General features: G+C 50.6%; 23 protein-coding genes and 3 pseudogenes. 25 read left to right on the top strand and 1 reads right to left on the bottom strand.

Annotation, left to right across the window (positions count from 1 at the left end):
• Positions 1-59: 59 nt before the first annotated feature.
• Positions 60-1,751 (bottom strand): annotated as a pseudogene (locus NQ536_RS08460) (DUF4368 domain-containing protein); the annotation flags it as partial.
• Positions 1,752-2,051: 300 nt separating this feature from the next.
• On the opposite strand from NQ536_RS08460, the gene NQ536_RS08465 reads away from it, so the two are divergent.
• The 25 genes and pseudogenes from NQ536_RS08465 (at position 2,052) to NQ536_RS08585 (ending at position 23,329) form a co-directional block, all read left to right on the top strand.
• Positions 2,052-3,035 (top strand): DUF6017 domain-containing protein, encoded by a 984-nt coding sequence (locus tag NQ536_RS08465; RefSeq protein WP_002569163.1) that lies wholly within the window; start codon positions 2,052-2,054, stop codon positions 3,033-3,035.
• Positions 3,036-3,058: 23 nt separating this feature from the next.
• Complete coding sequence (locus NQ536_RS08470) at positions 3,059-3,280, top strand: DUF5348 domain-containing protein (RefSeq protein WP_002569164.1); 222 nt, start codon at positions 3,059-3,061, stop codon at positions 3,278-3,280.
• Between the two features lie 41 nt (positions 3,281-3,321).
• Entirely contained in the window at positions 3,322-3,798 is a 477-nt protein-coding gene (locus tag NQ536_RS08475; RefSeq protein WP_002569165.1) for a PcfB family protein, read from the top strand.
• Positions 3,795-4,547: pseudogene (locus NQ536_RS08480) on the top strand (type IV secretory system conjugative DNA transfer family protein); the annotation flags it as partial. The gene NQ536_RS08475 and the pseudogene NQ536_RS08480, both read left to right, overlap by 4 nt.
• A gap of 691 nt (positions 4,548-5,238) precedes the next feature.
• Positions 5,239-7,149 (top strand): group II intron reverse transcriptase/maturase, encoded by a 1,911-nt coding sequence (gene ltrA / locus NQ536_RS08485; protein ID WP_004853597.1) that lies wholly within the window; start codon positions 5,239-5,241, stop codon positions 7,147-7,149.
• Between the two features lie 132 nt (positions 7,150-7,281).
• Positions 7,282-8,346: pseudogene (locus tag NQ536_RS08490) on the top strand (VirD4-like conjugal transfer protein, CD1115 family); the annotation flags it as partial.
• The gene (locus tag NQ536_RS08495; protein ID WP_002569167.1) at positions 8,333-8,503 is read left to right on the top strand and encodes a hypothetical protein; all 171 of its coding nucleotides are present in this window, start codon (positions 8,333-8,335) and stop codon (positions 8,501-8,503) included. The pseudogene NQ536_RS08490 and the gene NQ536_RS08495, both read left to right, overlap by 14 nt.
• A gap of 417 nt (positions 8,504-8,920) precedes the next feature.
• Entirely contained in the window at positions 8,921-9,061 is a 141-nt protein-coding gene (locus NQ536_RS08500) for a Maff2 family mobile element protein (protein ID WP_002586628.1), read from the top strand.
• 267 nt (positions 9,062-9,328) lie between these two features.
• Complete coding sequence (locus NQ536_RS08505) at positions 9,329-9,814, top strand: RNA polymerase sigma factor (RefSeq protein ID WP_008818014.1); 486 nt, start codon at positions 9,329-9,331, stop codon at positions 9,812-9,814.
• Positions 9,807-10,511 (top strand): zf-HC2 domain-containing protein, encoded by a 705-nt coding sequence (locus NQ536_RS08510; RefSeq protein ID WP_009259848.1) that lies wholly within the window; start codon positions 9,807-9,809, stop codon positions 10,509-10,511. Before NQ536_RS08505 ends, NQ536_RS08510 begins: the two co-directional genes overlap by 8 nt.
• Positions 10,512-10,669: 158 nt before the next feature.
• A complete protein-coding gene (locus NQ536_RS08515; RefSeq protein WP_023921375.1) occupies positions 10,670-11,128 on the top strand; it encodes an RNA polymerase sigma factor in 459 nt (152 codons plus the stop codon).
• Entirely contained in the window at positions 11,106-11,303 is a 198-nt protein-coding gene (locus NQ536_RS08520) for a helix-turn-helix domain-containing protein (RefSeq protein ID WP_004853580.1), read from the top strand. Before NQ536_RS08515 ends, NQ536_RS08520 begins: the two co-directional genes overlap by 23 nt.
• A gap of 57 nt (positions 11,304-11,360) precedes the next feature.
• On the top strand, positions 11,361-11,771 hold the full coding sequence (locus tag NQ536_RS08525; RefSeq protein ID WP_023921374.1) for a hypothetical protein: 411 nt from the start codon (positions 11,361-11,363) through the stop codon (positions 11,769-11,771).
• Positions 11,772-12,284: 513 nt separating this feature from the next.
• A complete protein-coding gene (locus tag NQ536_RS08530; protein ID WP_001126628.1) occupies positions 12,285-12,683 on the top strand; it encodes a plasmid mobilization protein in 399 nt (132 codons plus the stop codon).
• Positions 12,655-14,322 (top strand): relaxase/mobilization nuclease domain-containing protein, encoded by a 1,668-nt coding sequence (locus tag NQ536_RS08535; protein ID WP_009249723.1) that lies wholly within the window; start codon positions 12,655-12,657, stop codon positions 14,320-14,322. Before NQ536_RS08530 ends, NQ536_RS08535 begins: the two co-directional genes overlap by 29 nt.
• Positions 14,312-14,698: a cysteine-rich VLP domain-containing protein gene (locus tag NQ536_RS08540; protein WP_000998386.1), complete on the top strand. Its 387-nt coding sequence runs from the start codon at positions 14,312-14,314 to the stop codon at positions 14,696-14,698. Before NQ536_RS08535 ends, NQ536_RS08540 begins: the two co-directional genes overlap by 11 nt.
• A gap of 132 nt (positions 14,699-14,830) precedes the next feature.
• The gene (locus tag NQ536_RS08545) at positions 14,831-15,565 is read left to right on the top strand and encodes a replication initiator protein A (protein ID WP_432765087.1); all 735 of its coding nucleotides are present in this window, start codon (positions 14,831-14,833) and stop codon (positions 15,563-15,565) included.
• A complete protein-coding gene (locus tag NQ536_RS08550; protein WP_000200031.1) occupies positions 15,562-16,401 on the top strand; it encodes an ATP-binding protein in 840 nt (279 codons plus the stop codon). The genes NQ536_RS08545 and NQ536_RS08550 overlap by 4 nt, the downstream gene beginning before the upstream one ends.
• 14 nt (positions 16,402-16,415) lie before the next feature.
• On the top strand, positions 16,416-16,604 hold the full coding sequence (locus tag NQ536_RS08555) for a transposon-encoded TnpW family protein (protein ID WP_000427739.1): 189 nt from the start codon (positions 16,416-16,418) through the stop codon (positions 16,602-16,604).
• A 111-nt stretch (positions 16,605-16,715) separates the two neighbouring features.
• Positions 16,716-18,335, top strand: a complete 1,620-nt coding sequence (locus NQ536_RS08560) for a recombinase family protein (protein ID WP_000945966.1) — start codon at positions 16,716-16,718, stop codon at positions 18,333-18,335.
• A gap of 10 nt (positions 18,336-18,345) precedes the next feature.
• On the top strand, positions 18,346-18,516 hold the full coding sequence (locus NQ536_RS14025; RefSeq protein ID WP_081445877.1) for a Maff2 family mobile element protein: 171 nt from the start codon (positions 18,346-18,348) through the stop codon (positions 18,514-18,516).
• A 19-nt stretch (positions 18,517-18,535) separates the two neighbouring features.
• Complete coding sequence (locus tag NQ536_RS08570; RefSeq protein WP_002595174.1) at positions 18,536-19,405, top strand: VirB6/TrbL-like conjugal transfer protein, CD1112 family; 870 nt, start codon at positions 18,536-18,538, stop codon at positions 19,403-19,405.
• Between the two features lie 177 nt (positions 19,406-19,582).
• On the top strand, positions 19,583-19,984 hold the full coding sequence (locus tag NQ536_RS08575) for a PrgI family protein (RefSeq protein ID WP_002569171.1): 402 nt from the start codon (positions 19,583-19,585) through the stop codon (positions 19,982-19,984).
• Positions 19,935-22,373, top strand: coding sequence for a VirB4-like conjugal transfer ATPase, CD1110 family (locus tag NQ536_RS08580; protein WP_002569172.1), 2,439 nt, complete (start codon positions 19,935-19,937; stop codon positions 22,371-22,373). Before NQ536_RS08575 ends, NQ536_RS08580 begins: the two co-directional genes overlap by 50 nt.
• On the top strand, positions 22,370-23,329 hold the full coding sequence (locus NQ536_RS08585) for a DNA-methyltransferase (protein ID WP_002569173.1): 960 nt from the start codon (positions 22,370-22,372) through the stop codon (positions 23,327-23,329). The genes NQ536_RS08580 and NQ536_RS08585 overlap by 4 nt, the downstream gene beginning before the upstream one ends.
• The last annotated feature ends 28 nt before the right edge of the window (positions 23,330-23,357 follow it).

Genomic DNA, 23,357 nt, shown 5'->3' on the forward strand with positions numbered 1-23,357 from the left:
CGGAAATTTGAGCATGAAAAAAGCACCCAAGACTTCTCTCAAGTGCTTTCTGCGAAATCCTATTCAGGCATTCCAATCGTCGGTTCCAATGCAAGACTGCCTGCCGTTGCATAGACTCCGTTCTCCCTGTCCTGCCTGCGGATTTCTTCTTTCATTGCCTGCATTTTTGCACGCTTTTCATTTTTTACACGCTCTTCATATTTCCTCTGCCATCCACTTTCATTTCTTCGTAAATACTGCTGATGTCTCCTGTCCTTGATTCTGTTAATCCGGTCAATCTCAGCCTGCTCTTCAGCAGTAGGTTCTGTCATCATTGCCGGTGGAACATACCGACCAACAAAATTGAAATAGATTTCAATCTCCTGCGTGGTTTGGATGCTCCCCTTTCTGTCTCTTTCATGCACCAGCACCTTATCAACAAATTCATTTACCATTGCCGGTGTCAGTTCCTCGAACTTCTCATATTTATCAATCAGTGCAATAAACTTGCCGGCAGAATTTCTGCTTTTCTCATATTCTGTGAGCTTCGCTTCCAGCTCCTTAATCTCTGCATCCAGCTCCGCTTTTTCCCTGGCATACTGCTTATCAAGAACCTCATATCTGCTGTCCGGTAGTTTGCCGAGAATATTGTCCTCATAAATACGGCAGATTAGCTTCTCCAGCTCCTCACAGCGATTTCCAGCCACTGCGATTCTTGCCCTGACCTTTTTTACCTCTGCATCCTCCTGTGTTGACTGTGCCATTGTTATGGTGTCTATGAACTCGCTCCGGTCATACTTTGCATATTCAAAGATTGCCCTGAGTGTGTCTCCTATCAGTTCCAGCACCACTGACTCGTTAATCCTGTGCTGTGTCTTGCACAATGTTCCGCAAGGTACCTTGGTATAAGCAGAACAGGTATACTGGGCAATCCTCTTTCCATTGCTTGTCCGGTGCACATACATTTTTGCACCACAGTCAGCACAATACATAAGACCGGTAAGAACATGATGCTCTCCCCATCCGTCCGGGTATCTCCTTACATTTTCCCGTAATTTCTGCACTGTATCAAAGGTCTGCTGGTCAATAATCGGCTCCTGCGTATTCTCAAATATTACCCAGTTGTCCTCTGATACATAATGGCTCTTTTTATCCTTAAAATGCTTCTGTGTTTTAAAATTGACCGTGTGACCTAAGTATTCCCTTTTCTTCAATATCCCGACTACTGTAGAAGAACCCCATCCATAAGGGTCTTTCACTTTCTTGTTTCTGTTATTCCCCTGCCCGAAGCGTGCCATATGCACTGCCGGTATTTCCACTTTTTTCTCCTGCAGAAGTTTTGCTATCTGATAAGGACCCAGCCCATCAATAGTCCATTTGAATATCAGCCTCACAATTTCGGCAGCTTCTTCATCCACAATCCAATGGTTTCCGTCATTTTCATCTTTCAGGTATCCGTATGGTGTAACACTTGCCACATGCTTTCCGGATTTTCCCTTGGATTTGAATGTGGATTTTATCTTTTTGCTGATATCCTTGGCATACATTTCATTCATAACATCCCTGAATACAAGGAAATCGTCATCTCCATTGTAACTGTCATGATTATCGTTAATTGCAATCAGACGAACTCCCTTTTTGCGAAAGAACTCCCGGAGCTGACCTACCACAAGATAATCCCGCCCTAACCGGCTCATATCCTTTAGAATAATGGTTTCCACTTCTCCATCTTCCACAAGCTGTATCATAGCCTTAAAGGATGGTCTGTCAAAAGCTGACGTTAGATAACGATACTTTTGAAAACACTGGAAAATCAAGGTTTTTCGAGCGACGGACAAGCAGGGTATTGTACTAAAAACTGAATACGACGCAGAAGCGGCGTTTCTTACTCTCTACATGGGAGAACAGGAACGCCGCTTTTTTATGCCCTTTGTTACGCAGTAGGGGCAGAAAAAGCCTTGCTACAAGCGATTTTGCGGGCGCGTATCTGGCGCGGCAAGGGATTTATACCTTATCCCCCGAAACCGCGCTTCTACTGCGTAACAAATCCACAGCAAAAGGAGTGATTTACTATGGCAGTTTTCAGAGTGGAACGGAACAAGGGCTACACCGTAATGAGCAACCACCACCTACGCAACAAGGAGCTTTCCTTAAAGGCAAAAGGGCTGTTGTCGCAAATGCTGTCACTCCCCGAAGATTGGGACTACACCTTGAAAGGCTTATCCCTTATCAACCGGGAGAAGATAGACGCTATCCGCGAAGCCATTAAGGAGCTTGAACGCGCCGGGTATATCGTTCGGTCAAGGGAGCGCGACGAGAAAGGACGCTTGCGGGGCGCGGACTATGTGATATTCGAGCAGCCGCAGCCGCCTACGCCGGATTTACCTACATTGGAAAATCCAACATTGGATAATCCAACGCAGGAAAAACCAACATTGGAAAAACCTACGTTGGAAAATCCAACGCAATTAAATAAAGATATACAAAGAACTGACTTACCAAAAAAAGAAAAATCAAATACAGATTTATCAAGTACCCATTCCATTCCTATCCTTTCCCCTAACCCCTCTCCTTGCAGAGAAGCGGCTACGCCGCCGGAACGGAAAGGAACGGAAGCGGCAGCACAGAGCGCAGTTGATATATACCGGGAAATCATCAAGGACAATATCGACTACCACATTCTCAAACAGGACATGAAGTTTGACGGGGACAGGCTGGACGAGATTGTAGACCTCATGCTTGAAACCGTATGCACCGCCAGAAAGCGGGTACGGATTGCGGGGGACGACTACCCGGCAGAGCTTGTGAAATCTAAGTTTATGAAACTGGACGGCGAGCATATCCGCTTTGTGCTTGACTGTATGCGGGAGAACACAACGAAAATCCGCAACATCAAGCAATATCTGAAAGCAGCCCTTTTCAACGCCCCGTCCACTATCGGCAATTATTACACTTCCCTTGTCGCCCATGACATGGCAAGCGGCGCACTGTCACCGAAGAAGCCGCAGTACGGCGACCCGGACTATTATTCATTCAAACCGGGCGAAAGCCTGTAAAACAACAAAAGGAGGATTTTATTATGGCACAGAAAATGACAGGAGCATTGGTATTTGACGAGCGCACCGACCGTTACGACATTCGCTTTGACTTAAACAGCTACTACGGGGGCTTGCATTGCGGTGAGTGCTTTGACGTATTCGTGCGGGGCAAGTGGAAGCCGACCCGGATTGAGTACGGCGACAACTGGTATCTTGTGGGTATCAGAGCCGAGGACTTGAACGGGCTGCGGGTGCGTATCTGACCGCCGCCCCATAAAGAAACGCGAAAGGAGGACGCGAGGAATTGCAGGACGAAGTAAACGAAAAGACCATAGCCCTTTACATCAAGACCGGGAAGCTGACCGCCCAGACGCTCCAAAAGGCAATGAAAGCCATACTGTCAAAGGGCAAAAAGCAGCTTGCAAAACCGCCACAGGGAAAGCAGAGCTTAAAGCAGCTTATGAAGCAGAACGCGGGCGTTTCCAACATTGAGATTACCGAGGGCAATATCAAAGCCTTTGAGAGTACGGCGAAAAAGTACGGTATCGACTTTGCGCTGAAAAAGGACGCAACGGAAAGCCCGCCCCGCTATCTGGTTTTTTTCAAGGGGCGGGACGCGGACGTGCTGACCGCAGCCTTTAAGGAGTTTTCCGCAAAGAAGCTGACACAGGAGAAAAAGCCCTCTATCCGAAAGCTGCTCTCTACGCTCAAAGAAGCCGCACAGGGCAAGAACGCGGAACGGGCAAAGGTCAAGAACAAGGACAGGGAGGTATCGCTATGAAGCCGGAAATCAAGAAGCTGCTTATCCTAAATCTCCCGTATCTGCTCTTTGTCTGGCTCTTTGATAAAGTGGGCGCGGCTGTCCGTCTATCCCCCGGCGCGGACGCAAGCGCAAAGCTGCTACATCTTGGGGACGGTTTTACCACCGCCTTTTCCAGTATCGCGCCGAGCTTCCACCCGGCAGACTTACTTATCGGCATTGCGGGGGCGGTCATTGTCCGGCTGATTATCTACACCAAAGGCAAGAACGCGAAGAAATACCGCCGCGGGACAGAATACGGTTCGGCGCGTTGGGGCGGGGCTGACGACATAAAGCCGTACACAGACCCGGTATTTGAGAACAATATCCCCTTAACGCAGACGGAACGGCTCACCATGAACAGCCGCCCGAAGCAGCCGAAATACGCAAGAAACAAAAATATTCTTGTAATCGGCGGTTCCGGCAGCGGCAAGACCCGGTTCTTTGTGAAACCGTCGCTCATGCAATGTACGTCAAAGGATTTTCCAACGTCGTATATCGTCACTGACCCGAAAGGAACACTGATTTTGGAAACCGGGAAAATGTTGCAGCGGTACAAATACCGTATCAAAGTGCTAAATACGATTAACTTCAAAAAATCCATGAAATACAATCCCTTTGCCTATCTGCGGAGCGAAAAGGACATTTTGAAATTAGTCAATACCATTATCGCCAACACCAAAGGCGACGGGGAAAAATCCGGCGAGGATTTCTGGGTGAGTGCGACTCGTTCGCAGACGGTAAAAAGTCTGCGCACGAGCAACGGTTTTCCGTTGTTCGGAGAACTGGTAGTTTGATAGGTGGAATGACGGGGTAACGCCCTGAAACGCCTACCCTTGATGGGCGTGCATTAGCTGTAATGGCTGGTGTACGAAGCCCCATGACAAAGGCTGAGAGTAACCGTAACCACTGCCTAAAGTGGTCGAAAGCGGTCTGGAGGCAGACTGTGTTACCTATAAGCCGAGAGTCTATAAGATACCTATGGTTAGAATGTTCGCTTTGGCGGGCGGACTGACGAACCTGCGAATGTACAGGTCTAAAAGAAGACCACGCAGAAATGTGTGGGTGCGTTAATGCGCAGTCGGTGTGGTTTAGTAGAAATTGATCCTACGAACGACCATGCTGTGTTACAGGCACAGGCAAGCCGACAGGTCTATAGCAGGAACCTATGGGTATGTATGAACAGATAGAACTATCGGAACGAGGAAAGGCAGCAGATTCCGCAAGGAATAGTCTGACGAAAAACAATAAGCAGACGAACTGCTGCTGAAAAGTAGTGGTCGAACCTATGATGTGCTTGCGTTATGTGAGCTACGGAGGAATGGCCACAAGTCGGTTGAGATAAGCAGGCATTATTCAATCCAACATAAGGATTCGAGTAAGACCAAAAGGGTCACTTTCGCAAAAAGGAGGTGATGCCTTATGCCAAAGAAAAACAAAACTCTATGTGTAGATGACTTACGTCATGCCGAGTATTACGGTATGCAGCCAGTTTTTGATGAACTCTATCATCGAAGTTTGGAGGGAGAAAATTTTACCGACCTTATGGATTTAATTCTGAGCCGGGACAACATTCTTCTGGCATATCGGAACATCAAAGCAAACGGAGGAAGCTACACAGCAGGAACAGACAACAAAAACATCAGTGACATCGGGTGTTTACCGCCCGAAACAGTTGCAGAGAAAGCGAGGTTTATTGTCACAGGAAGTCAGCACGGATACCGCCCAAAGCCGGTAAGACGCAAAGACATTCCGAAACCAAACGGAAAAACCAGACCGTTAGGTATTCCCTGTATCTGGGACAGGCTGGTACAGCAATGTATCAAACAGGTCATAGAGCCAATCTGCGAAGCGAAATTCAGCGACAACAGTTACGGCTTTCGCCCGAACCGTTCCGTGGAACACGCCGTGCAGAAAACTTACACCATGCTTCAACGCATGAACCTGCATTATGTGATTGAGTTTGATATAAAAGGATTTTTCGACAACGTAAATCACAGCAAGCTAATGCGGCAAATATGGGCAATGGGAATACACGACAAACAGTTGATTTTTATTATCAAGCGGATTCTGAAAGCACCGATTAGAATGCCAGACGGCACTACACTCATTCCAGACAAAGGCACTCCGCAAGGCGGTATCATTTCACCGTTGCTTGCCAATATCGTGCTGAATGAACTGGACAAATGGGTTGAGAGCCAATGGCAGAACCACCCTCTTGTAAAGGAATACGGGTATGAGAGGAAAATCAGAAACTCGATTACTTTTGACCGGAGCAAGGCATTCCTCAAAATGAGGAAAACAGGGTTGAAAGAAATGTATATCGTGAGATATGCAGATGATTTCAGAATTTTCTGCCGGAATAAAGAGGACGCTTTGAGAACGAAAGAGGCTGTAACGGCATGGATAACCGAGAGGCTGAGGTTGGAGGTATCGCCAGAGAAAACAAGGATAGTCAATGTTAGAAAACGCTATTCAGAGTTTCTTGGGTTTAAGATACGAGTCAGACCGAAAAGCAGGAAGTACATCGTGCAATCTCATATCTGTGACAAAAAGTTGGAACTGGAAAGGCAAAAACTGGTGGAACAGGCGAAACGAATTGCCCGACCTTCAGAGGGAAAAAGACCTTTGGACGAAATACGGCTGTACAATTCAATGGTTCTGGGAATACAGAATTATTTTCAACTTGCCACCTGCATCAGCATTGATTGCAGGAAAATCCACAGACAGGTCATGACAGTTTTAACAAATCGGCTCAATACAGAAACCGGGTGCAGACTTGTTCGAGAGGGCGGCGCAATGACCGAGAGCGAAAAAGAACGGTTTGGAAAGTCGGCAATGATACGGTATGTATCTGGAATCGACCAACCTATCTACCCTATCGCATACATCAAGAACAAGATACCGATGGCAAAGAAAGCGGCGGTTTGCAGTTACACGGTAGAGGGACGGGCATTGATACACACGAACCTAAGTATGAACTCATCTGTTCTATCAGGTTTGAGGAATCAACCGCCTATGGGGCGAAGCACAGAACTTACTGACAGCAGGATTTCACTATTCTCGGCTCAACGTGGAAAATGTGCGCTAAGTGGGGAACTCTTTGAAAATGCGGCTGACATAGTATGCTGGCTGAAAACACCGGCAGAATTGGGCGGCAAGGAACGCTATCGAAATATGATTTTGTTCCATAATAGATTTCTTCCACTCCTGCAAGAGTGTCCTAAGAATGAGCTAAAAGAGATAGCCGACACGCTCAAGGCAACAAAGGAACTGATGTTAAAAGTGAACAGTCTGCGCCAGCAGGCTGGTTTGTCCGCAATAGAAAACTAACATTTCATTTGGTGATTGATTAAATGCTTGTGAAAACAACCGATGGAACGCCGGATGCGGTGAAAGTCGCACGTCCGGTGTGGAGTGGGGGAAAATCCGGCGATAACTTCAAAGGATTACCTATCACTATAAGCGGAAAAGCTCTACTACACCGCACTAATCGGCTATATCTGGTATGAAGCCCCAGAGGACGAGAAGAACTTCACGACGCTGCTTGAAATGATAAATGCGTCGGAAGCCCGCGAGGACGACGAGGATTTCCAGAACCCGGTTGACCTCATGTTTGAACGTCTGGAAGAAAAAGACCCGGAACATTTTGCAGTCAAGCAGTACAAAAAATACAAACTGGCGGCGGGCAAGACCGCAAAAAGCATACTTATCTCATGCGGCGCGAGGTTAGCCCCATTCGACATTAAGGAGCTGCGGGAGCTTATGGAAACCGACGAAATGGAGCTTGACACCATAGGTGACAGAAAGACCGCCCTTTTCGTGATTATCAGCGACACCGACGACACCTTTAACTTTGTCGTGAGTATTCTCTACACACAGCTATTCAACCTCTTGTGCGACAAAGCAGATGATGAATACGGCGGGCGGCTTCCCGTCCATGTACGGTGCTTACTTGATGAATTTGCGAATATCGGGCAAATCCCCAAATTTGAGAAACTAATCGCAACCATACGGAGCCGGGAAATCTCCGCGTCAATCATCTTGCAGAGCCAGTCACAGCTAAAGGCAATCTACAAGGACAACGCCGATACCATAGTCGGCAACTGCGACACCACGCTTTTCTTGGGCGGCAAGGAAAAAACCACGCTCAAAGAAATATCGGAGATTTTAGGCAAGGAAACGATAGACAGCTTCAACACTTCCGAAACAAGGGGGCGGGAGCTTTCGCATGGGCTGAACTATCAGAAATTGGGAAAGCAGCTTATGACGGAAGATGAAATCGCAGTCATGGACGGAGGGAAATGTATCTTGCAGCTACGCGGGGTGCGCCCGTTCTTTTCGGACAAATTCGACATAACGAAACACCCGAAATACAAGTACCTATCCGACGCAGACCCGAAGAACGCCTTTGACATGGAAAAGCACCTTAAACGCCGCCCCGCCATTGTCAAGCCCGACGAGGTTTTTGACTATTACGAGATTGACGCAGCAGACTTACAGGAGGACGCAGACCATGAGGAAACGTAGCGCAGAGGAAAAACAAAAGCAGCTTGAACGGTTTTTAATGAATGTTGCGGAAGCCGCCGACGCTGCATTATGGGAGTATTGGCGGGAAAAGGAAGCGGAACACCGCCGTTTTGCAACGGAGTATGTCACGCGCCGGGGGCTTATCCCTCAACAGTGACAGCATGGCAGACCGCCGGGGAGGGGGGGACAGGGGAAGCTACACTTCCCCTACGCTGCCTTGCGGCAGCTACCCCTTTGTGAACTTGCGGGAAGCGAACACCTTGCTATGCAAGCTATTCACTTCCCGCAAGTCTGAATAATACCCGTCCGGCAGCACAGCGGGACACCGAAAGGAGGAATCGAAGCAATCACATATATCAATATCGGCTACATGATACGCGCCCCTACTTTCCGGCGCAGCACACAGCGGCAGGAGCCGCACCCCCCTACAACTGAATACCGCCGCGCCGCAGAACTTACGCAGCGCGGGGACAGCCGCCTTTACCAGAGGGCGGTTTTTTTATGCGGCGGCATACGCTGACCGCCTTTTGTCCGCTTGCCGGACAGCCGCAGACGCGGCAGAAAGGATTTATTTATGGCATTTTTCAATAGCGCAGTAGACGTTTTGCAGACCCTTGTTGTAGCACTTGGAGCCGGGCTTGGTATCTGGGGCGTTATCAATCTCATGGAGGGCTACGGCAACGACAATCCGGGCGCGAATGCTCATGTACGGTAGAGAAGCACAAGACATGGATAGCCAGCCCTGCCACTATTCCGAAGTCAGGGGAACGCAATAGAAAAATTCATAGCTGTATGCTATACTTAATTAGCATTTGAACATATCAAGCTGACACAGCAATCTCTTTGCTTGCCGTTAATGTGCGTCTACCAACAGTCCGCAGAAAGCAAGAGTAGCGTAAAGGTATAAAAATTTCAAACTTCTTTGTAACGAAATTCCGATTTCTCCGTCTAACCTATGAAGCTGAAGGAGGTGATGACAAGTATGGACTATGAAAAGCTCTATAAAGCCTACTATTTACAGGTATACTCGTATACTATTTCTCTTGCCAAAAATCGTGAGATAGCAGAGGAAATCACGCAGAACACATTCTATAAGGCTGTTTCTACAACATCACAATTCAAAGGTAAGTCAGATGAATTGACATGGCTCTGCTCCATAGCAAAAAATCTTTACCATGATGAAATGCGAAGCCGTCAGCGAGTAGCTGATGTGAGTGAAATCAATGACTTGCCATCAAATGAAAATGTTGAGAACTCAGTTGCAGATTCTGACATGGCGTTCCGCATACACCTCGTTCTTCACCGTTTGGAAGAACCATACAAAGAAGTCTTTCAGCTTCGCGTATTCGGGGAACTATCTTTTTCACAAATCGCTGCAATTTTTGGAAAAACAGAATCATGGGCGAGAGTTACTTATCATCGTGCAAAGCTAAAAATTCAAGAAAGGATGGATGAAAAGCATGAGTAAACAATGCGATATTGTTCGAGATATTCTTCCGCTGTATGTTGACGGTGCTTGCAGCGAAGCAAGCGCAGAGATGGTAAAAGAGCATTTGAACGCCTGTGCTGATTGTAACGCAATTTATCAGAAATTGCTTTCTCACACGAGCGAAGATGTTCTTCACGAAGAAAGCGAAAGCGTTATTATGCGCCATGAGGCAAAAGAAAAGCAGAGGGGCAGGAAAAAGATAACGATTGCTGTTCTCGTTTCCATCGCTCTTTGTACCATTGCAATTTTTACAGCTCTCTTTCTGTTACCTATAAACATTGCTTATGAGCCTGTCAAAATCGACTTCCCATTTGAGGTTGAAGATGTCGAAAGCGTTGAAATGTACCACTATGACGGAGTGCCTGCATCAGCAGAAAAGAAAGTAGTTGTTGCTGAAAATGATATAAAGACCCTGTATGATAAGTTCAAGGACTTATCCTTAAAAGACAAAACAACTGAGGAAACTGCCGGAGCAGATGTGACCAGCTTTAGATTTAACCTCTCAGATGGAACAAGCTACGATTTGATTTACGCCTGCTATGGAGTTAAAAACGGCGAATTGAAGTCAGAAGCAGGCGGTTTTAAGTATTTCACAAGTGCGGATATTGGCTCTTATTGGAACAATTTGAATACGGACCTTGAAGCAATTCCTATCAATGAGAGTGAATTGCCGTGAGCAGATAGCAAACCCAGCCGAGCCTGTCAACGGTCAAGATGAACGGCGCAAATGCGCCGCCGTTGACAGCCCCGCCCGTCTTTGCTGTTCGGTAATCAAGAGGGCGACAGCACAAGATGCTGCCGCCCTCTGCCATTATTCAGAAAGGGGGATTTTCCATGACCGAACACGAAAAGTATCAAGAACATATCCGGCATACACACGATGCCTTTTGCAAGACTGTTATTCGCCACGCTGCCATAGACGCAGCCCGGAGCATACGGAGCCGCCGCAAGCGGGAAATCTCGCTTGAATATCTGATAGAAGAAAAACACTATCCATTCAGTACCACAGATAAATACTTTGCGGAGCAATCCGGCATGACCAGCTATCCGCTTTTCGTCTGTGGTCAGATGGTGCTTTTGGAAAGTCCAGAGCTTGCCGCAGCCCTGTCCGCACTATCACAGATGGAACAGGAAATCATTTTCTTGTACTACTTCCAACGATTGACGCATAGGGAGATTGGACGGAGATATGGACGGGCTGGCAACACAACCGGGCGGCGTATTCAGATGATTTTACGGCGGCTACGGGCAGAGTTGGAGGGCTTGTCCTATGAACCAGCTACTTCCCTATGAAACAATCGTTAAGGCAAGCGAGGGCGACCCGGAAGCTGTTGCCGCCGTCCTATCCCATTATGCCGGATATATCCGCTCTTGTGCGAAAATGGACGGACAGATCAACACAGATATGCAGGAACATATCGTCGGGCGGCTGATAGAAAGCCTGTTGAAGTTCCGCTTTGACCGCTAAGCAGAAAAGTTGTATAATTAGAGCCTGACAAATTAAACTTTAATGGGGGTGGAGCAAATGGAACAGATTATCAATTATAGAGACATACCCACAGATAAAAGGCTTGACATATTAAATGCTCTTGAGCGAATAGGTTTTTTTCCTGCATACGGCGGTGTGAAAACCATGCAACAAATTATGGAAAAGTCAGTTCCGGGTTCAGGTCCACAATTCTATTTCGTTTTCCGTGAAAATGAGTTGATAGGGTACAATTTTCTCATTGGTGACACTAAGAAATATAAAGCGTTCCCATGGCTTGCTATTAGCAATATGGATGAGCAGAAGTTGGCTGTTTGCGAAGAACTGATGAAAATACAAATTGCTTTTTTTGAAGAACTCGGAATGCAAAAGATAGCAGATCATTGCGTTAGGATTATGGAAGATTACAGAAAAGGGATTGGAAAGCGAAAAGAAAGCGATTGCAGATAAATTCCATTTGAAAAACGGCTGACAATTTAATACCGCCGCCCATCACAGCGGCATATAAGCAGTAAATCTTGAAAAAGGTTTGCTGCTTTTTTTGCGCCCATTTTCAAAAATCTTTGGCAAACCACACCGCCGGATTGTTGTAGGGAGCAGACAGGGAAAACAAAAAATTTTCCGTGCGTTTGCCAAAACGCCCCCTTTTCACCGTTGTAGTGGTGAACAGCGGGCAGAACACGCCGCCGCAATCGCTATATTGGTGGAGCAAGCCAGTATATCCGCAAACCAGAGCCGCCGAGGAAAGCGGTAGTTTTTTAGAGCAAGTTTCTACCACGGTGCCAAAATCCGCAATTCTGCGGTTTTGCCCCTCGCGGGAAACTTGTTGGGGAGTGCCTTCCCCAAACCCTGCTATGCGGCTTACGCCGCAAAAATATTTCTGTCCGGCAGACAGGAAATGCCCCGAAAATAGCTAACAGACCAGCCCATTTTTTGTGATAAGTGAAAGGAGGTTTACAGCCCATGCCGAAGCGATACAACACCCCCCACCGCAGCCATGTTGTGAAAACCCGGCTGACCGATGAAGAATACGCCGACTTCACAGAACGGCTTGCGCCCTATGGTATCAGTCAGTCCGAATTTCTCCGGCAGGCCATCCGGCGCACTACCATACGCCCCGTACTCCATGTGTCGTCAGTCAATGACGAGCTGCTCTCCGCTGTCGGGAAGCTCACAGCCGAGTACGGCAGGATTGGCGGCAATCTCAACCAGATTGCCCGCACCCTCAACGAGTGGCATAGCCCCTACCCGGCTATGGCAAAGGAATTGCGGGAAGCGGCCGCCGACCTTGCCGCCCTCAAGTATGAAGTCCTAAAGAAAGTAGGTGACGCCGTTGGCAACACTCAAGCATTTAGGCTCTAAGAACGCCGACTACGGAGCCGCCGAACAATACCTGCTCTTTGAGCATGACGAATTTACTATGAAGCCCGTCCTTGATGAAAACGGCAGGCTTATCCCCCGTGAGGATTATCGCTTGTCCACGCTGAACTGCGGCGGCGAGGATTTTGCCGTTGCGTGTATGCGCTCCAATCTCCGCTATGAGAAAAATCAGCGGCGGGAGGATGTGAAAAGCCACCACTATATCATCAGCTTTGACCCACGGGACGGGCCGGACAACGGCCTGACCGTAGACCGGGCGCAGGCGTTGGGGGAGCAATTCTGTAAAGAGCATTTCCCCGGCCATCAGGCCCTTGTCTGCACCCACCCGGACGGGCATAACCACAGCGGCAACATCCATGTGCATATCGTCATTAACAGCCTGCGGATAGAGGAAGTGCCGTTCCTGCCCTACATGGACAGGCCAGCGGACACGAAAGCCGGGTGCAAGCACCGCTGCACCGACGCAGCCCTACGCTACTTCAAGTCCGAGGTCATGGAGATGTGCCACCGGGAAGGACTTTACCAAATCGACCTCTTGAACGGCAGCAAGAACCGTGTCACAGACCGGGAATATTGGGCGCAGAAAAAGGGACAGGCCGCACTGGACAAGCAGAACGCCCCCATGATTGCAGGCGGTATCACGCCCCGGCAGACCAAGTTTGAAACGAACAAGGAGAAGCTGCGGCAGACCCTACGGAAAGCCCTTGCCACCGCTGCCAGCTTTGACGAGTTTTCCTCTCTGCTGTTGCGGGAGGGTGTGACCGTCAAGGAGAGCCGGGGGCGGCTGTCCTACCTCACGCCAGACAGGACGAAGCCTATCACCGCCCGGAAGCTGGGCGGCGACTTTGACCGCACCGCCGTCCTTGCCGTTTTGGAGCAGAACGCCCAGAGGGGCGTAACGGTTCGCTACACCCCGCAGCACCAAGCCGCCAGAGCCGCCGAACAGACCGCAGCCATACCCGAATACCTACACGCCGGGAAAGGCCGCTTACAGGGCGAAAAGACAGGGAAAATCGACCCCAGACAGGACAGTGTGCAGCGGCTTGTGGACATTGAGCAGAAGATGGCCGAGGGCAAGGGCAAAGGCTATGAACGATGGGCGAAGATACACAATCTGAAACAGGCCGCCAAGACCCTGACCATCTACCAACAGTACGGCTTTTCTTCCCCGGAACAGCTTGAAGCCGCCGTTGCTACCGCCTATCAGGAAATGCGCCAGACCAGCGGCGAACTGAAAGCACTGGAAACGAAGCTGCAAGGGAAAAGGGAGTTGCGGCAACAGGTACTTGCCTATGCCAAGACCAAGCCCATCCGCGAGGGGCTGAAAGCGCAGAAATCCGAGAAAGCCCGCGCCGCATACCGCCAGGCAAACGAGAGCGATTTTATCATAGCCGAAGCCGCCGCCCGGTATTTCAAGGCACAGGGGCTTACCAAGCTGCCCGGCCGAAAAGCGTTGCAGGCCGAGATCGAGCAGCTTATCTCCGAGAAAGACGGCCTGTACAACACCTATCACGAACAGAAGCAGCGGTTCAGGGAGTTGCAGACCGTCAAGCGGAACATCGACCAGATTTTGCGCCGGGAAGAGCCGCACCGCAGAAAGGAGCAGAGCCATGAACGATAAGCCGTCCCGCATGGACTACCGCCAGCACCAGGCAGCCCGCCGCCTTGTGCATGAGTGCTGTAACTACGACGAGGGGAACTGCCTGCTGTTAGACGACGGGGAGCCTTGCGTGTGCGTCCAGAGCATTTCCTATTCCCTCATGTGCCGCTGGTTCCGTGTGGCTGTCCTGCCCCTTGACGGGGAGCTGGCCGCAGCCCTCTTGTACCGGGGGAGCCGGAAACGCTGCGCGGTCTGCGGGGCGGCCTTTGTCCCCAAATCCAACCGGGGGAAATACTGCCCCGGCTGCGCCGGGTGCATGAAGAAACGCAAAGCCGCCGAGAGAAAGCGGAAACAAAGGCAGAAATGTCACGCTTTAGAGCCTTTCAAACCCGCATAAATCAAGGCTTTTTTCGTGGGTGTCAAAGGGTATGCGATACATTTATCCTTTCCCCCCGGAAATGCCGTCCTAATGCGTGACAAAGCCCAAAAACGACACAACACAGAGGGAGGTGATACTATCGCTGATTATATCAGGGCAGACACCACGCTGCCCGCCTATCTTCCATACCCCCGTTTCCTGCTGAAAATGGAGATTTCACAGACCGCCAAGCTGCTGTATGCGCTTTTATTAGACCGCTCCACCCTGTCACAGAAGAACGGCTGGCAGGACGGCGAGGGCAGGATATTCATTGTCTACCCCGTTGCGGAGATAGCGGAAATGCTGGACAAGGGTTGTACCGCCATCAAGGGAGCCTTGAAAGAACTGGACGCAGCCGGGCTTTTAGAACGGGAACGGCGGGGCTTCTCCGCACCCAATCGGCTTTATGTGAAAGTGCCGCCTGTCCCAGTGGTACGGTTTTCCGACCAACTGATGGCCGGAAAAGCGACCCTCATACAGTCGGAAAAGCGACCTTATGACGGTCGGAAAACCGACCCTATGATGGTCGGAAAACCGACCCCTAACAAAACTAATATAAACAACTTAATAGAGAACCAAACAATGAGAGCGAGTGGGGAGCCGCCCACAGCTTATGGCCGATATGAGAATATTTTTCTGTCAAAGGACGAATATGACGAGTTACAGGCAGAATACCCGGACAGGCTGGAACGGCTGATTGAGGAAATGAGCCATTACCTTGCCGCCAGCGGGAAAGCCTACCAGAATTATGCCGCCGCCTTGCACAGATGGGCGGCCAATGACAAAAAGGGAGCCGTAAAACAGGGCATCCCCGACTATACCTGTATGGAGGGAGAAAGCTTATGACAAGTGAAATCAAAGATATTTTGGAGAACATGACAACCGCCGCCCCGGAGATGGAGGACTATATCGGCGAGGACGGACTGCTTTACTGCGGAAAGTGCCATACGCCGAAAGAAGCCTACTTCCCGGAGGGTAAGGAGCTGTTTGGCCGTGACCGCCACCCGGCAGAGTGCGACTGCCAGAGAGCCGCCCGTGAGCAGCGGCAGGCCGCCGAGGAACACCGCCGCCATGTGGAAGCCGTGGAAAATCTGAAACAGAGGGCTTTTGCCGACTCAGCCATGCAGCAATGGACATTCGAGAACGACAACGGCAGAAACCCGCAGACCGGGATTGCCCGGCGGTATGCGGAGCATTGGGAAGAAATGCAGGCCGAAAACATCGGCTGCCTGTTCTGGGGGAACGTCGGCAACGGGAAAAGCTACCTTGCGGGCTGTATCGCAAACGCCCTCATGGAGAAAGAAGTCCCCGTATATATGACGAACTTCGCCGTTATCCTGGGCGACCTCTCTCCCGGCTTTACAGGCCGGAATGAGTATATTTCCCGCCTTTGCCGCTATCCGCTGCTTATCATTGACGACTTCGGCATGGAGCGTGGCACCGACTATGGACTGGAACAGGTATTCCATGTGATTGATACCCGATACCGCAGCAACAAGCCGCTGATCGCCACCACCAACCGCCCGCTGGACGAGTTGAAAAAGCCGACAGACACGGCCCATTCCCGGATTTATGACCGACTGCTGTCCATGTGCGTCCCGATACGCTTTACTGGCGTCAACTTCCGGCAGGAAACCGCAAAGCGGAAAATGGAAACCATGAAGAAACTGCTGGCTGAATGAAAGGAGTATTGCCTATGGAGAATATCAAGCAGCACGACCACCGTACCACCCGCCGCCCCGACTGCGTGACGGAAATCCGCATGGGGAATACCGTTCTTGTCGTGTCCGGCTTTTTCAAGAAAGACACCACCAGCACCGCCGCCGACAAGATGGCGAGGGTACTGGAAGCGGAAGCCGCTGCTACACAAAAAAAGGCGATTTGACAAGCTGTAAAGAAGCAGATTTATCACTTTTACCGCTGTACAGCCGCCCCTGTTCCGTGGTACAATGAAACCACGGAATAGTGGGGCTGGCTGTCGGAAACGGAGGATTTTATGTTAAGACAAGCCACCCAAAACCTCATTACCGCCCTTTATCCGAGATTGTCCCATGAGGACGAATTGCAAGGCGAGAGCAATTCCATTTCCAACCAGAAACGGATTTTGGAAGCCTACGCCAAGCAGAACGGCTTTACCAATCTGCGCTGGTACACCGACGACGGCTACTCAGGTGCGAACTTCCAGCGGCCCGGATTTCAAGCCATGCTTGCAGACATTGAAGCCGGGAAAGTCGGCACCGTCATAGTCAAGGACATGAGCAGGCTGGGGCGTAATTACTTGCAGGTGGGATTTTACACGGAAATGCTGTTCCCTCAAAAGGGCGTGCGTTTTATCGCTGTCAATGACAACGTGGACAGCGCAAACGGCGGCATGGACAATGATTTTACCCCTCTGCGGAACTTATTTAACGAATGGCTGGTGAGAGATACGAGCAAGAAAATCAAGGCAGTAAAGAAAGCAAAAGGCATGAGCGGCAAGCCTGTAACCAGCAAGCCAGTCTATGGCTATCTCATGGACAAGGACGAGAACTATATCGTTGACGAGGAAGCCGCCCCGGTTGTCCGGCAGATTTACCAGCTTTGCCTTGCGGGAAATGGCCCGACCAAGATTGCCCGTATGCTGACGGAGCAGCAAATCCCCACGCCGGGGACGCTGGAATACCGCAGGACGGGCAGCACCCGACGCTACCACCCCGGCTATGAGTGCAAGTGGGCGACAAACACCGTCGTCCATCTGCTGGAAAACCGGGAGTACACTGGCTGTCTGGTAAACTTCAAGACGGAGAAGCCCTCTTACAAGGTCAAGCACAGCGTTGAGAACCCCATCGAGAAGCAGGCTATCTTCCCAAATCACCATGAGCCGATTATCGACACGGAAACATGGGAGCGTGTGCAGGAGTTACGCAAGCAGCGAAAACGCCCGAACCGCTATGATGAAGTGGGGCTGTTCTCTGGTATGCTGTTCTGCGCCGACTGCGGCCATGTGCTGTATCAGCAGCGGTATCAGAACAAGAACCGCAAGCAGGACTGTTATATCTGCGGCAGCTACAAGAAGCGTACCCGTGACTGTACGGCACACTTTATCCGCACCGACCTTTTGACGGCGGGCGTGCTTTCCAATCTCCGGCAAGTGACGGAATACGCCGCCAGGCATGAGAGCCGCTTTGTAAAGCTGCTCATCCAGCAGAACGAAATCGGCGGCAAGAGAAAGACCGCCGCAGCCACGAAGCAGCTTGAACAGGCCCAGACACGCATTGCCGAAGTGAACCGCATTATCAAGCGGCTGTATGAGGACAATGTAAGCGGCAAAATCAGCGACGAGCGTTTCATGGAGCTGTCGGCGGACTATGAGCAGGAGCAGCGGGAACTGAAAGACCGGGCTGCCGCTTTGCAGGAGGAACTTTCCAAGTCGCAGGCCGCCACCGTCAACGCCGAGAAATTCATGGGGATTGTGAGAAAGCACCTTGCTTTTGAAGAATTGACCCCCACCCTCTTGCGGGAAATGATTGAGAAAATCGTCGTGCATGAGTGCAGCTATGACGAGAACGGCACCCGCAGGCAGGACATTGAGATTTATTACAGCTTTGTCGGCAAGATAGACTTGCCGGAAGCCTAACGCCTGACCTATCCGACACAGCCCTAAGTGCCGGATAGGAACGGCAAAATTTTTTACACTTCTATTACTTCTTTATCGCACATTAGCAAAGAGCCAGGGCATGAAGCAGCTTATGGCGGGCGGCGGCGTTGCCCTTATCGGCATGACCCTTGTACCGCTGCTTTCCGGCTTGTTCGGTTAAGAAGCGCGGGTAAAGGCTTATGCAGAGCATACTTGACGCGATTAACGAATGGATAAAGGAAATCCTCATAGGAGCCATAAACGGTAATCTGTCAACTATGTTCGGGGACGTAAACGAGAAAGTCGGCACTATCGCCGCAGAGGTAGGGCAGACCCCGCAAGGGTGGAACGCAAATATATTCTCCATGATACAGACCCTTAGTGAGAATGTAATCGTACCCATTGCGGGGCTTGTCATTACCTACGTCCTATGCTATGAGCTTATCAGCATGGTAACGGAAAAGAACAATATGCACGACGTTGACACTTCCATGTTCTTCAAGTGGGTGTTCAAGGCGTTTGTGGCAGTCTACCTTGTGACGCACACCTTTGACATCACTATGGCGGTGTTCGATATGGCGCAGCACGTTGTTTCCGGCGCGGCGGGGGTAATCGGCGGCAGCACAGAGATTGATGTTGCCGCCGCCCTTGCTTCCATGCAGGACGGGCTTGACGCTATGGAAATCCCCGAACTGCTCTTACTTGTCATGGAAACAAGCCTTGTGAGCTTGTGCATGAAAATCATGTCCGTACTGATAACCGTTATCCTCTACGGGCGCATGATAGAGATTTACCTTTACTGTTCGGTATCGCCTATCCCGTTTGCAACAATGACGAACCGGGAATGGGGGCAGATAGGAAACAACTACCTCAAATCCCTGTTCGCTATCGGTTTTCAAGGCTTCCTCATTATGATATGCGTCGGCATTTACGCGGTTCTGGTAAACAACATGATAATAGCGGACAATCTGCACAGCGCGATATTCTCCCTTGCAGCCTATACCGTTATCCTCTGTTTCTCCCTGTTCAAATCCGGCGCACTGGCGAAGTCGATATTCTCCGCGCATTAGCGGCGTGTCAAGGGCAGGGTGGAGATTTTCAGAGCGAAGCGGCGAAAATACGACCCGACCTTGACGCGGATAACCCCCATATAATACGGGCGGGCAAAGGGCATAGATTGACCTTTGCCTTGATTACCCTTATGGGAAGTTACAGCAACACCAAACCCAGAGAAAGGAGGTTTTCACTTGGCGTATGTACCCGTACCCAAAGACTTATCCAAAGTCAAGACAAAAGTAGCGTTCAACCTTACCAAACGGCAGATTGTATGTTTTGCGGCGGCTCTCCTGTTCGGCTTGCCGCTTTTCTTTCTGCTCAAAGACAGCACAGGCACAAGCCTTGCGTCTATGGCTATGATTGCCGTCATGCTGCCCTGTTTCCTCTTTGCCATGTATGAGAAGCATGGACAGCCCCTTGAAGTGGTGGTGAAGAACATCATTCAGACGAAATTCATAGCCCCCAAAGAACGACCATACAGGACAGACAACTTTTATTCCGTCTTAGAACGGCAGAGAAAACTTGAAAAGGAGGTATCAGCGATTGCAAAAGGAAACACGAAGAAACAGCGCGGCGGGAAGCGCAAAGCCTAACCCGCCCCGCAAGCTCACCCGCGCCGAGAAAAAGCAGATTGCGGAAATCATCAGACAGGCAAAGGGCGACGGGAAAGCGCACACCGCGCAGCAGACAATCCCTTATATCCAGATGTACCCGGACGGTATCTGCAAGGTTACGGGACGGAAATACTCAAAGACCGTCGCCTTTGAAGATATTAACTATCAGCTTGCACAGGCAGACGACAAGACCGCCATTTTTGAGAACTGGTGCGACTTCCTCAACTACTTTGACGCTTCCGTTTCGGTGCAGCTCTCTTTCATCAATCAGGGGACGCAGCGCGGCGAAGCGGAAAAGGCGGTCAATATCCCGGCACAGGAGGACGCTTTCAATTCTATCCGCACAGAATACCGGGATATGCTGAAAAACCAGCTTGCAAAGGGCAACAACGGGCTTGTCAAAGCAAAATATATCACCTTTGCCATTGAAGCCGACAGTCTGGGCGCGGCGAAATCCCGCCTTGCCCGTATCGAAACGGACGTACTCAACAACTTTAAGCTCTTGGGCGTGTCTGCCCGCCCCATGACAGGCTATGAACGCCTTAAAATGCTGCATGGCATTTTCCACCCGGAGGGCGGGCAGTTTGCCTTTGATTTTTCATGGCTTGCCCCGTCCGGGCTTTCCACAAAGGACTTTATCGCCCCGTCCTCTTTCCGTTTTGGCGAGGGGCGGTATTTCCGCATGGGGCGCAAAATCGGCGCGGTTTCATTCCTTGAAATCCTTGCGCCGGAATTAAACGACCGTATCTTATCTGACATTCTGGACTTGGAAACGGGCGTTATCGTCAATCTGCATATCCACAGTATCGACCAGACCGAAGCCATAAAGACAATCAAGCGGAAAATCACCGACCTTGACAAAATGAAAATCGAAGAACAGAAAAAAGCGGTACGCAGCGGCTACGACATGGATATAATCCCGTCCGACCTTGCCACTTTCGGCAGCGAAGCGAAGAACCTCTTACAGGACTTGCAGAGCCGGAATGAAAGAATGTTCCTCTTGACGTTCCTTGTGGTGAACATGGCAGACACAAAAAGGAAACTGGAAAATGACGTATTCGCGGCGGCGGGCATTGCACAGAAGAACAACTGCGCCTTAACCCGCCTTGACTACCAACAGGAAGCGGGGCTTATGTCCTCTGTACCGCTTGGGGAGAACCTTATCCCCATTCAAAGAGGGCTTACCACGTCAAGCACCGCTATCTTTATCCCCTTTATCACGCAGGAGCTTTTTCAGACGGGCGCGGCTTTGTATTACGGCTTAAACGCCCTGTCTAACAACATGATACTCTGCGACCGCAAGCAGCTAAAGAACCCCAACGGCTTAATCTTGGGTACGCCGGGAAGCGGGAAATCCTTTGCCGCCAAACGGGAAATGACAAACGCTTTCCTCATTACCGACGACGACATAATTATCTGCGACCCGGAAGCAGAGTATTTTTCCCTTGTGCAGCGGCTTGACGGGCAAGTGATACGGTTATCGCCTACGGGCAAGGGCATTGACGGGAAGCCCCAGTATGTGAACCCTATGGATATTAACCTCAATTACAGCGAGGACGACAGCCCCCTTGCGCTGAAATCCGACTTTATCCTCTCCCTCTGCGAGCTTGTCATAGGCGGCAAGGAGGGCTTGCAGCCCGTCGATAAGACCGTCATTGACCGCGCTGTTAGGAACGTGTACCGCCCTTTCCTTGCAGACCCCGACCCGGAGAAAATGCCTATCTTGGGCGACCTCTACAACGAGCTTTTGAAGCAGCCGGAGCCGGAAGCGGCGCGTATCGCGGCGGCGTTGGAGCTTTATGTTTCCGGGAGCCTTAACGTCTTTAACCACAGGACGAATGTAGAGCTTTCAAACCGCCTTGTCTGCTTTGACATCAAGCAGCTTGGGAAGCAGCTCAAAAAATTAGGTATGCTCATTGTGCAGGACCAGGTATGGAACCGCGTCACCGTCAACCGGGCAGAAAGGAAATCCACCCGGTATTTTATGGACGAATTTCATCTTCTCTTGAAAGAGGAACAGACCGCCGCCTATTCCGTTGAAATCTGGAAGCGTTTCAGAAAATGGGGCGGCATACCCACAGCAATCACGCAGAACGTCAAAGATTTGCTTGCTTCCCGCGAAGTGGAGAATATCTTTGAAAACTCTGATTTTGTCCTCATGCTCAATCAGGCGGCGGGCGACCGGGCTATCCTTGCAAAGCAGCTCAACATCTCCCCGCAGCAGATGAAGTATGTCACCCACACCGAAGCGGGCGAGGGGCTTATCTTCTACGGGAACGTGGTGCTGCCCTTTGTAGACCGCTTCCCGAAAGACACCGAGCTTTACCGGGTAATGACGACGAAGCCGGAGGAAGTGGGCGAAGCATGAACGGGCTGAAAACTGACACAATCATCAACCGGGACGCGCTCTATGCCTTGCGGGAGCTTCCAGAGGAAAGCGTACACTGTTGCGTCACAAGCCCGCCCTACTATGCGCTTAGGGATTACGGGCTTGATATGCAGATTGGGCGGGAGGACACGCCGGAGCAGTACATTGACAGGCTGACCGAGGTTTTCCGCGAGCTGCGCCGGGTACTGCGTTCTGACGGTACGCTCTGGCTGAATATCGCGGACACCTACTGCGGCACAGGAAATAAAGGCTACCATGCAGACCCGAAGAACCCGAAAGGCAGAAACGGACAGCAGATTGCAAGAAACAACCGCGTTTCCGGCTGCAAACAAAAGGACTTAATCGGTATCCCTTGGCTTTTAGCCTTTGCCCTACGCGCTGACGGGTGGTATTTACGGAGCGACATTATCTGGCAGAAAGAAAACCCCATGCCGGAGAGCGTGAAAGACCGCCCTACCCGCTGCTATGAACATATCTTTCTGCTTACGAAGTCAAAGAAGTATTTTTATGACGCAGCCGCCATAGCCGAGCCGTTAGCCCCCACAACGGCGGCGCGGTACCGCACCGGGCGCAGCGCGGGACAGAAATATGCGGACGAAGTACCCGGACAGGGGAACGTACAGGGGCTTAACCGGGCGCGAAGCGGCAGCTACTACGACGAAGCCCTCATGCCGACCATGCGGAACAGGCGGGACGTGTGGCTTATCAATACCGTTCCCTACAAGGGCGGGCATTTCGCCGCGTTCCCGCCAAAACTTGCCGAAACCTGTATCAAGGCGGGCTGTCCGAAAGGCGGCGTTGTGCTTGACCCCTTTTTCGGCAGCGGCACGACGGGGGCAGCCGCAAAGCAGCTTGACAGGCATTATATAGGCATTGAGATAAACGCCGAGTATTGCGCCCTTGCAAGGGCGCGGATTGGAGGGACAGACACATAAAACAATATAAGGCGCGTGAAAAAGTCAC

The sequence above is a fragment of the Coprococcus eutactus genome, assembly GCF_025149915.1.
Taxonomy (GTDB): domain Bacteria; phylum Bacillota; class Clostridia; order Lachnospirales; family Lachnospiraceae; genus Coprococcus; species Coprococcus eutactus.

What these genes read in the sequence shown, in the direction of transcription:
- NQ536_RS08465 (WP_002569163.1), top strand. Translation starts at nt 2,052, where the DNA reads ATGGCAGTTTTCAGAGTGGAACGGAACAAGGGCTACACCGTAATGAGC.
- NQ536_RS08470 (WP_002569164.1), top strand. Translation starts at nt 3,059, where the DNA reads ATGGCACAGAAAATGACAGGAGCATTGGTATTTGACGAGCGCACCGAC.
- ltrA (WP_004853597.1), top strand. Translation starts at nt 5,239, where the DNA reads ATGCCAAAGAAAAACAAAACTCTATGTGTAGATGACTTACGTCATGCC.
- NQ536_RS08495 (WP_002569167.1), top strand. Translation starts at nt 8,333, where the DNA reads ATGAGGAAACGTAGCGCAGAGGAAAAACAAAAGCAGCTTGAACGGTTT.
- NQ536_RS08500 (WP_002586628.1), top strand. Translation starts at nt 8,921, where the DNA reads ATGGCATTTTTCAATAGCGCAGTAGACGTTTTGCAGACCCTTGTTGTA.
- NQ536_RS08505 (WP_008818014.1), top strand. Translation starts at nt 9,329, where the DNA reads ATGGACTATGAAAAGCTCTATAAAGCCTACTATTTACAGGTATACTCG.
- NQ536_RS08510 (WP_009259848.1), top strand. Translation starts at nt 9,807, where the DNA reads ATGAGTAAACAATGCGATATTGTTCGAGATATTCTTCCGCTGTATGTT.
- NQ536_RS08515 (WP_023921375.1), top strand. Translation starts at nt 10,670, where the DNA reads ATGACCGAACACGAAAAGTATCAAGAACATATCCGGCATACACACGAT.
- NQ536_RS08520 (WP_004853580.1), top strand. Translation starts at nt 11,106, where the DNA reads ATGAACCAGCTACTTCCCTATGAAACAATCGTTAAGGCAAGCGAGGGC.
- NQ536_RS08525 (WP_023921374.1), top strand. Translation starts at nt 11,361, where the DNA reads ATGGAACAGATTATCAATTATAGAGACATACCCACAGATAAAAGGCTT.
- NQ536_RS08530 (WP_001126628.1), top strand. Translation starts at nt 12,285, where the DNA reads ATGCCGAAGCGATACAACACCCCCCACCGCAGCCATGTTGTGAAAACC.
- NQ536_RS08540 (WP_000998386.1), top strand. Translation starts at nt 14,312, where the DNA reads ATGAACGATAAGCCGTCCCGCATGGACTACCGCCAGCACCAGGCAGCC.
- NQ536_RS08550 (WP_000200031.1), top strand. Translation starts at nt 15,562, where the DNA reads ATGACAAGTGAAATCAAAGATATTTTGGAGAACATGACAACCGCCGCC.
- NQ536_RS08555 (WP_000427739.1), top strand. Translation starts at nt 16,416, where the DNA reads ATGGAGAATATCAAGCAGCACGACCACCGTACCACCCGCCGCCCCGAC.
- NQ536_RS08560 (WP_000945966.1), top strand. Translation starts at nt 16,716, where the DNA reads ATGTTAAGACAAGCCACCCAAAACCTCATTACCGCCCTTTATCCGAGA.
- NQ536_RS08570 (WP_002595174.1), top strand. Translation starts at nt 18,536, where the DNA reads ATGCAGAGCATACTTGACGCGATTAACGAATGGATAAAGGAAATCCTC.
- NQ536_RS08585 (WP_002569173.1), top strand. Translation starts at nt 22,370, where the DNA reads ATGAACGGGCTGAAAACTGACACAATCATCAACCGGGACGCGCTCTAT.